The organism is Ereboglobus luteus, from assembly GCF_003096195.1.
GTDB classification, from domain to species: Bacteria; Verrucomicrobiota; Verrucomicrobiia; order Opitutales; family Opitutaceae; genus Ereboglobus; species Ereboglobus luteus.
In genome coordinates this window covers 3,498,517-3,511,325 of record NZ_CP023004.1, presented here as the reverse complement: position 1 = coordinate 3,511,325, position 12,809 = coordinate 3,498,517, and the positions used below count along the sequence as shown (strand labels likewise).

The 12,809-nt window shown below is 59.0% G+C and carries 9 protein-coding genes and 1 pseudogene; 6 read left to right on the top strand and 4 right to left on the bottom strand.

Going from position 1 to position 12,809, the window contains the following annotated elements; all coding sequences use genetic code 11:
* Nucleotides 1-63: 63 nt before the first annotated feature.
* The 6 genes from CKA38_RS12825 (at nt 64) to CKA38_RS12800 (ending at nt 6,262) form a co-directional block, all read left to right on the top strand.
* Nucleotides 64-1,092: a hypothetical protein gene (locus CKA38_RS12825; RefSeq protein WP_152032862.1), complete on the top strand. Its 1,029-nt coding sequence runs from the start codon at nt 64-66 to the stop codon at nt 1,090-1,092.
* A 42-nt stretch (nt 1,093-1,134) separates the two neighbouring features.
* Nucleotides 1,135-1,812: a hypothetical protein gene (locus tag CKA38_RS12820; RefSeq protein WP_108825832.1), complete on the top strand. Its 678-nt coding sequence runs from the start codon at nt 1,135-1,137 to the stop codon at nt 1,810-1,812.
* 130 nt (nt 1,813-1,942) lie between these two features.
* The gene (locus CKA38_RS12815; protein ID WP_108825831.1) at nt 1,943-2,518 is read left to right on the top strand and encodes a hypothetical protein; all 576 of its coding nucleotides are present in this window, start codon (nt 1,943-1,945) and stop codon (nt 2,516-2,518) included.
* A gap of 11 nt (nt 2,519-2,529) precedes the next feature.
* A complete protein-coding gene (locus CKA38_RS12810; RefSeq protein ID WP_108825830.1) occupies nt 2,530-3,351 on the top strand; it encodes a hypothetical protein in 822 nt (273 codons plus the stop codon).
* Nucleotides 3,352-3,564: 213 nt separating this feature from the next.
* Nucleotides 3,565-4,494 (top strand): DUF362 domain-containing protein, encoded by a 930-nt coding sequence (locus CKA38_RS12805; protein ID WP_108825829.1) that lies wholly within the window; start codon nt 3,565-3,567, stop codon nt 4,492-4,494.
* A gap of 43 nt (nt 4,495-4,537) precedes the next feature.
* Nucleotides 4,538-6,262 (top strand): 4Fe-4S dicluster domain-containing protein, encoded by a 1,725-nt coding sequence (locus CKA38_RS12800; RefSeq protein ID WP_108825828.1) that lies wholly within the window; start codon nt 4,538-4,540, stop codon nt 6,260-6,262.
* Between the two features lie 47 nt (nt 6,263-6,309).
* Here the strand turns inward: CKA38_RS12800 and CKA38_RS16995 are convergent.
* From CKA38_RS16995 to CKA38_RS12780, 4 genes and pseudogenes are all read right to left on the bottom strand, one after another.
* A pseudogene (locus tag CKA38_RS16995) lies at nt 6,310-7,916 on the bottom strand (exo-alpha-sialidase).
* A 97-nt stretch (nt 7,917-8,013) separates the two neighbouring features.
* Complete coding sequence (ftsH, locus tag CKA38_RS12790; RefSeq protein ID WP_108825827.1) at nt 8,014-10,053, bottom strand: ATP-dependent zinc metalloprotease FtsH; 2,040 nt, start codon at nt 10,051-10,053, stop codon at nt 8,014-8,016.
* Between the two features lie 5 nt (nt 10,054-10,058).
* Nucleotides 10,059-11,546, bottom strand: coding sequence for a tRNA lysidine(34) synthetase TilS (gene tilS / locus CKA38_RS12785; protein WP_108825826.1), 1,488 nt, complete (start codon nt 11,544-11,546; stop codon nt 10,059-10,061).
* Nucleotides 11,547-11,614: 68 nt separating this feature from the next.
* A complete protein-coding gene (locus CKA38_RS12780; RefSeq protein ID WP_108825825.1) occupies nt 11,615-12,766 on the bottom strand; it encodes a GntR family transcriptional regulator in 1,152 nt (383 codons plus the stop codon).
* Between the last annotated feature and the right edge of the window lie 43 nt (nt 12,767-12,809).

Below are 12,809 nucleotides of genomic sequence, written 5' to 3'. Positions count from 1 at the left end.
AGACAGGACAAGAAAGCATCGTAATCGCAATACACTTATAACCATTCAACTCCAATAAATATCATGGGACAGGTAAAAACAGCACTACAAAATTTAACCAAGGCAATAGAATCCTTTGCAAAGGTCGGCTCGGACCTGATTGATGAGGTCGAAGATCGCATTCATAATGTGAAGGCGGGCATGGAACCCGTTTATGGCGGCATCGAGTTGCTTTATGATTATCTAAAGCAAAAGGCCGTGAAAGAAAAATTATCTATATCCGAATTGCATAAAAAAATACTTCGCGAGTATTATGACAGGGAGGCGCATAATCTGGCGAAGGAAATAAACCCTCTTCGTGCAAATGCCATCCGGCTCCGCAAGGAATTCGAAGCCTCAAAGGCCAAATGCCAACAGCTCGGCAAGCTCGCAGGCGCCACACTTGCTGAAATAGCACGCATAGAGGGACTTATCGCCAAAAAGAAATCCAAATGGTTTTCATCGAAAAAATATAAGGCCAAAATTGCCAATTATGAAAATACCCTCAATGACTTGAAGACTCTTTTGGAAAAACAAAAAACACGCATCGGCAATTTCGTGCAACAAGAAGCATTTGCGTCAAATCCGCAAAAATCGATCCCCGAGATCAAAGCCAGCATTTCCATCGGTCTTTTGTCCGATCTCGCATCGCCCGGCCAGCGTGAGATGACTAGGAAATTTCAAAACACTGAGGGGCCGGCACTGCAAAAAGCATTCGCTCGCTATGGGAATTATTTGAAAACTATGCGGGCGTGGGCCTCAGAGGCGGACGAAATGGAACTCGATGACGAAGTTGAAAATGTCGAAAACATTCAGGATTTGGTCGATGTTACCGTGGAACAAGGAGGTTCCGTTATAATCAAAAATGCCACGGCGATTTTTGATACGGAGAAAAAAGAACTCCGCATTCACAAATTTAAATTACTTGGCCTCTACGCAGAAAACCCATTGGGTATCCTTCAGACCACAGTCAAAGTGTCCGCCAAGCCCAAGGATGCCAGTTCCGGTCGTTTTGCCAAGCGCACAATGAAGGTCGCTGGCCTTAAAACGAACCAGTTGCGACTGAAAGAATGATAACCCGGTATCAGAAAAATATATTATATACTTAAAAAAATCATGAAACTAAAACTTCCCCCCAAGCTCAAATCTCCCTACACCTACGCCGAGTGGCTCGACCTTGAATACACAAAAGACCCCAAGTTCACCAAGACGCTGAAGTTCCTCAACCTCACGCTCATCAAGCTCAAGAAAACCAAGCCGCCCACCGCCGAGCTCTTCGAGGAATTCCGCGAACATGTCGCCTATTTGATAAAGCGCATTAAAAAAATGCTCGGCGACTCCAAGATACCGGAAGAGGTGCTCGAATTCATAGAACCGTTCTACATCCTCCTGAAAAAATGGCAGAAGGGCGCGGTCAAGGTGCAGGATCTTCTGATTGAGGAAAGCGTGGAGGAGGCTGCCGAAGCCGCGACCGCGTCGAAAACCCTGCAGCAAAACGCAGCGCTGGCGGCGGCGTGCCTCAAGGACTACACACTGCTCGCCCAAACGGTTGACAAATCCCTCAAGGATATTGCGCAACTCGACACCATCGTCGGCAAGGGCATGGCGTCGCCAAAACTCACGGCCGCTGTCGGCCAGGTGCGCGCGGGCAAATTGCAGGCAACCATGGCCGCCACCCAAGCCAAGTGCGACAAAGCCGGGGGAAACTCACCGATGCCAAGGAAATCGCCCGCATGGGCACCACCGCCAAGGCTCAGGGAAATCGGGAATTGGCCGCTCAATGCGTCAAATTGACCGCTCAAATCCAATCCATTGAAAAAATAAGCAAGGCGGTGGATGCAGGTGTCGCCAAATACGAGTCAATTGCAAAAAAACTACTGAAAGCCTTTGACGCACGCGCCAAAGCATAACACACAGCCCGTAGATGGAATCCCACGACATCGTCAAAGAATTGCTCAAACGAGTTCCTGCAAAGCACGTTGCGCAGGAACTCGGGGTATCTCTTTCGCTCGTGTATAAATGGGCCGAGGCTCCCATCGTCGGCAGCGGAACGAGCAATCCGCTCGACCGCATCGAGGTGCTCACGCGACTGGCGGGCGACATGGCGCCCCTCGAATGGCTCTGCTCGCGCTTTGAGGGCACATTTGTCAAGCGACCCACCGAGGAGATCACAACTGAGGATTTTTTATATCGAATCAGCCGGATCATAATTGAGCTTGGCCATGTGCTCGGCGAATTTTCCGAATCCAACGGCAGCATTGAACTAGTTTCGGCCAGCAAAGCCCAAGAAGTCCGGCAACGCTGGGAAAAAGCCAAGGCGATAATCGAGTCGTTCCTCATCGCCGCCGAGCAAGGCCGATTCAGCAAAACCGCCCCTGCCACGAAGGACGGGGCCGCGCCAAAGGAAAAAATTACCCCCACCCGCTACAAACGCTCACTGGGACTCAACCCGGAACGTCCGCGCGTGCCCCTCAATACCACTGTAACAAAACCAATGTAGAAATCCTCATCATGGCCACCTTTACCGCCCCCGAAATACCGCAAATCCTGACGCTCAAACACTGGCAGGGAGCCAAGGACATTTCCTCCTCGCTGAAGGATAAATCCAAATGCGAAAAGGCGCTCGCCGAGCTCAATAAAGCCTTCAACAAGGCCGGTTTCGACGCGCTCGCGCCCTTCTTCAAGCAAAGCCCCGCATGGGCCCAGTATCATTACAAGCGCTGGAGCAAAACATGCGACGACTTGGTGCGTGAAGTCATTGTGGGGGGAGTCATCAATCTGCGCGAGGCAATCGGCGAAGTGCGCAACGCTGCCGTGCTCGCTGAAAAAAGCGTCGATAAAAAGGATCCGCTCGCGCCCAAAAGCGCCGCGCTGCTTCGCAAAATGGCGCAGGCCGCCGACGCCCTCCTCAAGGAATTGCGCCCCGAGGTCATAGAAACGGCGATTCGCAACAAGGAAAAAACCGTCAACAATGAAATGTATAAGCACGCCGCAGCGCCGCTGGAGGACATGAAAAAACACGCGGCCAAGGCAAAGGCGGCCGGCGCGCTCGTGGCCCGCAATCCCGCCGCACCCATATACAACAAAGTCATCGGAAGCGGAGCTGGGGGTCTCGTGCGCGAAATGGCGGCAACCCTCATATCCATAGCCGCGTTGCCCTCGACCAAGGGAATCGAATACGCCGGTGCCGGTGACGCCGCCCGCTTGGCAAAAGAGTTGATGGCATCGTCCCCGCTGCCCGCCGCCGCCGACAAAAACGCCGTCGCCGCCGCGCTTAAAAATTTCCTGCAAACCGCCACCATCGCCGCCAAGCTTCCAAAACTTAAGTTCTAAGCGACGATTTCCCTCGGTTAAAGCCGCCGGGGAAATGATGGAGAGAGCGGTCATGGGTGGCGCGCGCGCCGCCCTTTTTGTGCAACCATTGCCCAATTGAAACGTCATACACGGGATTCCCGCGTTTTGGCGCAAATCGCCATTGCGCTCCGCCAAAGTTGCAAATAAAAATCTTTCAAAAAACGAACCCTTAGCCAGCCCATTAACACCATCATGGATACACGTCGCGATTTTATTAAAAAAGGCCTCGTGGCCGGCGCAACCGCCGCCACCCTTCCCTCCCTCGGCAGCCTCGTCGCCGCCGGCGCACCGGCCTCCGGAGGCGCCCCCGACCTCATCACCGTCAAGGGCGAGGATCGCGTTGCCATGCTCGACCGCGCGCTTGAGGCGTTCGGCGGCATCGGCGCCTTCGTCAAGAAGGGCCAGAAAGTCGTCATCAAGCCCAACATCGCCTGGGACAAACCGCCCGAACTCTGCGCCAACACCCACCCCGACATCGTCGCGCGGCTCGTCACGCTCTGCCTCGGGGCCGGCGCGAGCGAGGTTTCCGTTTTCGACAACACCTGCGACAAGTGGGACAAATCCTACAAAACCAGCGGCATCGCCGACGCCGCCCGGGCCGCCGGCGCGCGCGTGCTCCCCGCCAATGCCGACTCGTATTACCGCGATGTCGAAATCCCCGGCGGCGTTTCGATCAAAAAGGTGAAAGTCCACACCGCCGTTCTCGACAGCGATGTCTTCATCAACGTCCCCGTGCTCAAGCACCACGGCGGCGCCACCATGACCGCTTGCATGAAAAACCTCATGGGCATCGTCTCGAAGGCCGACCAGAGCTCGTATCACCGCAACGGCCTGCACCAGTGCATCGCCGACATCCTCCGTTTTAAAAAACCCGACCTCAACATCCTCGACGCATTCAGCCCGATGATGCGCAACGGCCCCAAGGGCGTCACCGTCGCCGACCTCGACACGAGCGTGAAACAACTTCTCATCTCGCGCGATATCGTGGCAATCGACGCCGCCGCCTCGCGCATCATGGGACACAAGCGCGACATTGAGCACGTGCGCATCGCCGCCGAGGCCGGACACGGCCGCAACAATCTCGGCGAACTGAAAATCGAACGCGTGCGAATGACCGCGTAAAACAACCCCGTAATTTATAAACGACAGCAAGCAGCCGAACTCCGTGCCTCCCCGAAAAAACGCAAAATCCCCCTCCCCCGCCAAAGGCAGTTCCACGCTCCGACGTCTGCGCGTCGTCGCGGCGTCCGCGTGCCTCCTGATCGCGCTCGCCGCGCTCATCGATTTCCGCGACATCGTCCCCAACCACCTCAAGCACGTCTTCACGTCGATCCAGTTCGTGCCCTCGGCGATCACGTTCGTGACCGCCTTCCACGCCACCGCGCTCGCGTGCCTGCTCATCCTCGCGCTCACGTTTGCGTTCGGACGCGTCTATTGCTCGGTGATTTGCCCGCTCGGAATTTTGCAGGATGTCATTTCGCGCATCTCCGCAAAAATCCGTCGCAAGCCGCCCTACAAGCTCCCTGCAAAAAAAGCGCACAACACGCTTCGCCACGCAATCCTCGCCGTCACGCTCCTCGCCATTGTCGCCGGCTGGGGCGGTGTCGCGCTCGCGTGGCTCGACCCCTACAGCAATTTCGGACGCTTCGCATCGACGCTCTTCCGGCCACTCGCGGTTGTAGCCAACAACATCGCCGCCACTATCGCCACCGCGCTCGGCCACCCCGCCGCCATTCCGCAAGTCAACGTCAGCTTCGCCGCCGCGGGCGCGCTCCTGCCCCCACTCCTCATTTTCATCGCCGTCGCGATCATGGCCTCCGTGCGCGGACGCCTCTGGTGCAACACCGTTTGCCCCGTCGGCACGCTACTCGGCCTCGTCTCGCGCCGCGCGCTCTGGCGCATCAGCATCGACAAGACGGCCTGCGTGAAATGCGGCGACTGCCTGCGCGCCTGCAAGGCGCAGTGCATCGACCTGCGCGCCGGCGAGATCGATTTCTCGCGCTGCGTCGCCTGCTACGATTGCATTTCCGTGTGCGACGAGGGCGGCGTGAAATACCGCTGGCACGGCGTGTCCGCGCGACGGGAGCCGAAGGGTGCGCCAAAAACCGCATCCCGCATTCCCAATTCCATCGCCCGCCCGCCGCCTGATGCCAACCGCCGCGCATTCATTTCCACGGCCACCTTCGGCGCGCTCACAGCCATCGGGGCGACGGCGCTGTCCGCCTCGCGCGACCTTGCGCAAAACGGCGCGCAGCAAGGAACGGGGCCGAAAGGCCCAGGACAGCACGGACAGGGACGCGGACGAAAGCGCGATTTTTCAAAACTCGACAACCCCGGAGTGGTCGCTCCGCCCGGCGCTCAAAGCGTCGCGCGCATCCTCTCGCAATGCACCGCGTGCCAGCTCTGCGTGAGCGCGTGCCCGAGCCATGTGCTCGAACCCGCGTTTCTCGAATACGGAAACCTCGCCGGGCTCATGAAGCCGCGCCTCAATTTTGACAAGAGCTTCTGCAATTTCGACTGCACCGTCTGCTCCGACGTCTGCCCCGATGGAACGATCCTGCCCCTTGCCAGGGACGCCAAGCACACCACGCGCATCGGCCTCGCCTACACTGCGCACCCGCGCTGCATCATTCTCAAGGACGGCACCGCCTGCGGCGCCTGCGCCGAGCACTGCCCCACCGGGGCGTTGCAAATGAAAAAGCCACCCGGCCACGCCGAGGCCGTGCCCCTGGTTGATCCGCACTACTGCATCGGATGCGGCGCGTGCCAATACGCCTGTCCGGTGACGCCGAAGGCGATTGTCATAAGCGGAATCGAAAAACACGAAACCGCCGAAAAACTTGTGCAGGAGCAGGTCGCCCCCACGACGACCGACGATTTTGCGTTCTGATCGTGGATTTTGCGCGCAATTCTGAAAACGTCCCCGCGCGTTGAGCCTCAGCGATTGAGGATTTCGGCGAGCGGGATTTTTTGGAAAACCATGTTTGCGGCGCCGGCTTCGTAGAGGATACCGATTGTTTGTTCGTCAACCGAGGTGAGGCACGAGTAGGCGCTGCGTTTTTCCTCGTTGAGCAAAATCCAGTGACGCGCCGGCCATGTGGCGCCATTGTCGAAACTGACCTTGATCGTCATTTTTTCACGCGCCTTCTTGGAATTCGGATTGGCAAACAGCAGGATGCTTTTTCTTAAGCCGTCGGGGGCGGTGTATTCGTGACGATGAAACGAGCCCATGCAGCCGGGCTCGACCAGCGTGCCGGACGAGGGATGCGCCCTCCACGTTTTCCCAAGATCATGCGTGACCGTGACCGCGCGGCTGCCATGGTCGCGACTCCTGCGGGCATTGAGCATGATGGAACCATCGTCGAGCTGGACGATTTGATTTTCGTTGGAACCGGAATATGCGGGGACGCTGGAGGCCCACGTTTTTCCGCCATCACGGCTCAAGACGATGTTCGAAAAAGCGCGCCCTTTATCGTCCCGCCCCTGGGTGGGCATCACAAGGGTTCCATTCTTCAACATGATGCCGCGTCCAGGCGCGGGTGCGAACAGCCACCACTCCTCCTTTTTTAATGCACGGGTCAGGTTTTCCGGCTGCGACCAGGTGCGTCCGTCATCGGTGCTTTTGGCTAGAAGAAATTGGGAGGTTTGTTTCACGCCAAAACCCGGCTGCGAGCTTTTCGCGCGCCATTGATGTGTCCACTCGGTGGAGTTTTCGTTCAGCCCCTCAATCCAGCGGCCCTCCGCGTCGAGCAGCCCGTGCATCCACAAGCCCGCGACATAAACGGCACCGGTGCGATCATCCACAAGGATGCATGCGTCGCTCACGCCGTTGTATCTTTGCGGGAGGCCGCCCCATTCGCCCATGTCGAGCACGATGCGCATGGGTTCCCAATTTTGCCCGCCATCGGTGCTGCGGCTCAGGCCGATGTCAATGTCCCCTGAAGGTCTCGCGATTTCTCCCTGCGCACGTCGTATATGGCGAGCAGCGTGCCCGTGGGCGTCGTGACGATGCCGGGAATCCGATAGCGTTCGACGCCGTCGTCCCCTGCTTGACGAACCGCAACACCCACGCGCAATCCCGGCGCGGGCATGGGGGCCCCGGCGATGCGTTTTCCGTTGATTTGCATCCATGCGCATGAGGCGTTGATTCGATTGAGCAAACCGGCGCTTGGCTTGAGGCGGATTGAAATTTTGAAAATGCCCGGCGGATTTTTCACCGCCTGCGAGCCCGCAAACACCATTTCTCCAGCGACGGGCGCGAGCGCTTCGCCGAACGGATGGATGTTTTTGTCGCGATCCGCATAGAGGATGCGAACCGATGCGATGTCGTTGAGATCGGTTGTTCCGTCGAGCTTGACCGCGATTTTTTCGACGGTGCACGGGTGCTCGTTGTTGAGCCGGATTTCAAGCACGGTGTTGTTTTGCGCCAGCGTGAGAACCGGCACTTCGCGCCGGGAGAATCGGGGTTCGATATTTTTGGCGGGCGCAAGCGTCGCACAGGCCAGGGTGAATAGTATTATGGTAAGCGTGCGATGAGTCTTCATTTCAATGCGGGTAAATGTGCGCGAAAGAAACTGCGCCGCCCGGGACGGCGACGGGCAACAAAAAACGCGAACCTAAAGTTCGCGTTTTTTTGTTTCATTACGCCGGGTTGGGCGCGGTTTTGGGCAGGCCGCCATCGTCGGAGGCGGGCTTTGTGGGCGCGGGTTTTGGCTCGGCGGTTTTTTCCGCGGGTTTCGACATGGATTCGTTGATCACGGGGGATTTGATTTCTCCGTGCTGCAGGATTTCCATGATGTGCTTGCCCTCAAGCGTCTCGTATTCGATGAGGGCCTGCGCGATTTTGTCGAGCGCCTCGCGGTGCTCGTTGATGATCGTTTCGGCGCGGTCGTATTGAATCGAGATGATTTGCGAGATGGCGTCGTCAACCTTGCGGGCGGTGTCCTCGCTGATGTGCTGCGAGCGCGTGATGTCGCGCCCGAGAAAAACAGTGTCCTGATCCTGCCCGAGCGCGATGGGGCCGAGATCGCTCATGCCGTAATCGCAAACCATGGAGCGCGCGGTGGAGGTCGCCTGCTTGATGTCCGCGGCGGCGCCGGTGCTGATTTCATGGGTCACAAGTTTTTCGGCAATACGCCCGCCCATCGCCATGCAGATGTAATCGAGCAGGCGTTTTTTGGACATGGAACGAATGTCCTTGGTGGGAAGCGTGGCGACAAAACCAAGCGCGCGCCCGCGCGGCAAAATCGTGGCCTTGTAGATGGGGAGTGTGCCGTCGTCGAGGATGGCTTGGAGAACGGCGTGGCCGGCCTCGTGCCAGGCGGTGGATTTTTTCTCCTCGTCATCCATCAATTTGCGGCGTTCGCGGCCCCAGATGACCTTGTCGCGCGCGTCGATGATGTCGACCATCTCGACGCGTTTCTTGTTGCGACGGGCGGCAAGGAGAGTGCCTTCGTTAAGAAGATTGGCGAGATCGGCGCCGGAAAGTCCGGAGGTGCCGCGCGCGATGGCGTTGAGATCGACGTCGTCGGAGAGGGAAATCTTGCGGGCGTGCACGCGCAGGATTTGCTCGCGGCCAATCAGGTCGGGCAAATCGACATGCACCTGGCGGTCGAAACGTCCGGGGCGCAGGAGCGCCTGGTCGAGAACATCGGGACGGTTGGTCGCGGCGATGATGATAACGCCTTCCGTGGTGTCGAAACCGTCCATCTCGACGAGGAGCGAGTTGAGTGTTTGCTCGCGCTCGTCGTTGCCGCCGCCAAGACCCGCGCCGCGCTGGCGTCCGACGGCGTCGATTTCGTCGATGAAGATGAGGCAGGGCGCGTTTTTGCGGCCTTGCTCAAACATGTCGCGCACGCGGCTGGCGCCTACGCCGACAAACATTTCGACGAAGTCCGAGCCGCTGATCGAGAAGAACGGCACATCGGCCTCGCCCGCGACGGCCTTGGCGAGAAGCGTTTTGCCCGTGCCCGGAGGGCCGACCATGAGGATGCCCTTCGGAATCTTGCCGCCCATGCGGGTGAACTTTTTCGGGTCCTTCAGAAAATCGACAACCTCGGAAACTTCCTCCTTGGCCTCGTCGCAACCGGCGACTTCGGCAAAGGTGATTTTGTCGCGATCGCGCGTGAGGAGCTTGGCGCGGCTTTTGCCAAAACTCATCGCGCCTTTGCCCGCGTTGCGGAGCTGGCGGAAAAAGAGGAAATAGATGACGGCGATCAACACGCCGAACATGAGCAGTTGCGAGCCGATTGTCTCGAACCAGCTCGTGCTTTGTTTCTCGGTGTAGAGGCCGGAGTGCTGGAGGACTTCGAGATTTTTGTCGGTGAGCCGGCCTTCGGCAACGAAGCGGGTGGGCTTGGGCGCGCCGGGTTTCAGCGTGAGACCCTCGGGGAGTTTGGCGTCCTGAATGAGCTCGCCGCTGATTGTCATCCAATCGCGTCCGCCGGCGAGCTTGGGCTCGATGACACCGCTCTTGATCTGGTTTACCTGGGTAAGATTGACGACCTGTTGAATGTTGAGCTTGGCAGTTTCACCGCTGTTACCCATGCGCCCGCCAACCATGTAAAGGGCTGCGCATGCGGCAATGAGGCCGAACCAAATGATCCAGACCTTCGGCTGGAAGCCTTCCGGCGGAAGACTTTTCAGGGGACGGCGTTTTTTGTCGTTTTTAGGTTCTGGCATTTTCGTTATTTCAGTGAATTGTGTAAAGACTTTGGAAACAAGGTGCAGGTTCCGCGACGATATGTCAAATGCAGCGCCTTTTGTGTTTGCGGCGTGATCTTCCAAGCGTCGGCGGGAGGAAGGCCCGGAAGCCAGAGAACTTCAGCGACGTCCGTTTGTTTGTCACGGACAAAACAAACAACAGGAAGCGCAAGCCTGCGCGCATGCGGAATTTTACGATTTATGAGCAAATCAGAAATTTTAGCCGAACCGGGCGCGCCAAGCGGTTGATAACGGTCACCGGGCTGCAAGGAGCGGACAATGAAGTCGCCCGGCCCGGTTGGCGATGTCGGCGCGGGCGAAATAAAAACCGTGTCACTCGGATCGTGATGCCCGGAGAGGATTTCGTCGCGAAGTTCGTCGGTGAGTGCAACGAGTTCCGCCGCGAGCGTCGCTCCGTCGGGCAGCACAAGTGTGAAGGGCGCGGTGGCGGAAAAGCAGAATGATGGGACGTCTCGCGCGGACGGCTCGATGCTCAGGATGCCATTTTCAAAAACCGCAACGACATCGCCAATGCTCGTCCGTTTCGCAACAGCGCCGGCGGGATTCTCGCAAATGGCGAGAAGCGCCTCGAAGCCTGCGCGCGCGAGTTCGGAGGCGGGAGGCCAGCGACGAAGCGCGCGACGAAGCAAGGCGCGGGGTTTGCCCGCGAGCACGCGCAAGTCGAGCGAACCGGGCGCGAGCGCGGACGCGGGAAGCAACTCGTCGAGCCACGCATCGAGCGCGGCGGCATCCTCATCGAGAAGCTCGCGCGTGAGCGCGGCACCGGCAAGCGCGTCGTTGTTTTGGGACGCGGCAATGAACGCGGGCAACACGGCGCGGCGAATGCGATTGCGGAAAAAATCCCCCGCGCGATTGGTCGCGTCCTCGCGCCACGCGAACCCGCGCGCTCGAAGCGCGCCGGTGATTTCGCGCTTCGAAAGCGCGAGGAGCGGACGAATAAAAACGCGCCCGTTCGCATGCTCGTGAACCGGGCGCGGCGCGGCAAGCCCGGCGGTGCTGCTGCCGCGCGCCAGCCGCATGAGCTGCGTTTCGGCGATGTCGTCGAGTTGATGGCCGAGCCAAAGCACGCGCGCGCCGAGGGCGGTCATTTGTTGGTCGAAAAAGTCATGACGCTGTTCGCGCGCCTCGGCTTCGCTGGCGTTTGTGTCGGCGCGCTCCCAATGACCAACCCGCAATTCCACGCTGCACCCGGCGCAAACATCGCGGCAAAATTGCTCGTCCCCGTCGCTGGCCTCGCCGCGCAAGTGATGGTTAAAATGGAGCGCGACAATTTTCCGCTCCGGCCAGTGCTCGCGCAGCGTAATGAGAAGGGCGAGCGAATCAGCCCCGCCCGAAAACGCCACGCACCAGGGCGCGCCCCCGTCCGCTTGCCCATCCGCCCGCGCAAGCGCGGCGGGATGCAGCGCGTTGCGGGGAAAAAGCGGCGTGGCGTTTGGATTGAAGGAGGGCATTTTTGGATGAGCTCGAAAATAAACCCCGCAATGCAAACCCGCGAATACCGCCGGGCAAGCAGATACAATCACCTCGGCAAATACGTGCCGCAGGATTCGCGCACGACGAGACGCGGTGTGGCCAGGAACGCGCACGACGGCGCGAGCGGGTTGTTGATGCGGCGCATCATCGCCTCAAACGCCAGCGCCGCCACCTCGTCGCCGGGCTGGTGGATTGTCGTCAGCGGCACCGCGACCAGCGTCGCGTATTTCGCGTCGTCAAAACCGGCCACGCGCAAATCTCCCGGCACGCGGATGCCGAGTTTGATCAGCGACTGGAGCAGTTGCGCCGCCGTGCGATCGTTGGCGCAAATGCACGCGTCCCATTTTTTTCGAGCAAAGACCGACCGCGCGAACTTCGCGTCCGCCGGGTTGCCCTCGATCACCTCGCCCTTGGTTTCGACATTCGCGCGCGCCATCGCCTCCCGCATGCCCGCGATGCGCGCCGCAACCGTGGAGGCGGAATACGGTTTTGTGAAAAACGCGATGCGGCGGCAGCCAAGCAGGAGCAGGTGCGAGGCGATTTTATAACCCGCCGCAAAATTGTCCATGGACGCCAGGTCGAACCCGCTCCGCTGCGGATATTTCTCAATATCACGGTCCGCCAGCACAATTGCGATTCCCGCCTCGGTCAGCCGCGACACAATGCGATGGTTCACCTCCGACTGCGTTTTTGAAAGTTCCAGGGGCGCGAAAAAAACGCCCGCCATCCGGCGTTCGATATAGTCGGAGCACATCCGCTCGGCCTGCTCCGATTCGTCCTTGATTCGCGCGCCGGGTGAAAGGTTCGGCGGAGAGGCTTTGCTCCATGCGATGTCGATGCCATGCGCGCGCGCCAGACTCGCGAGTTGCCCGCAGATTTTCTCGAAAATCTCAGTTGATTCCCACTGGGGCATGAGAATGCCAAGCGTCGGCCTGCCCGTCACCGCCTTGGGCTGGCTCGCAACAAAGGAGCCTGCGCCCGCCCGGCGTTCCACCAAGCCCGCGTCCACGAGATCCCTCAAGGCGCGCCCCGCCGTCGGTCGTGACACGCCGTAACTCTTGACGAGCGCCGACTCGCTCGGCAGCCGATGCCCCGGCGCATATTGGCCGGAAAGGATTTTTTCGCGCAACACCGCCGCGATGCGCATGTATTTCGGGTTGGTGTCTTCGGGAAGTTTTTGATGCCTCAAAGCTGCCATGACAAATATGCAACCTGTCTTGTCAGGAATATGGCAGGCTGCG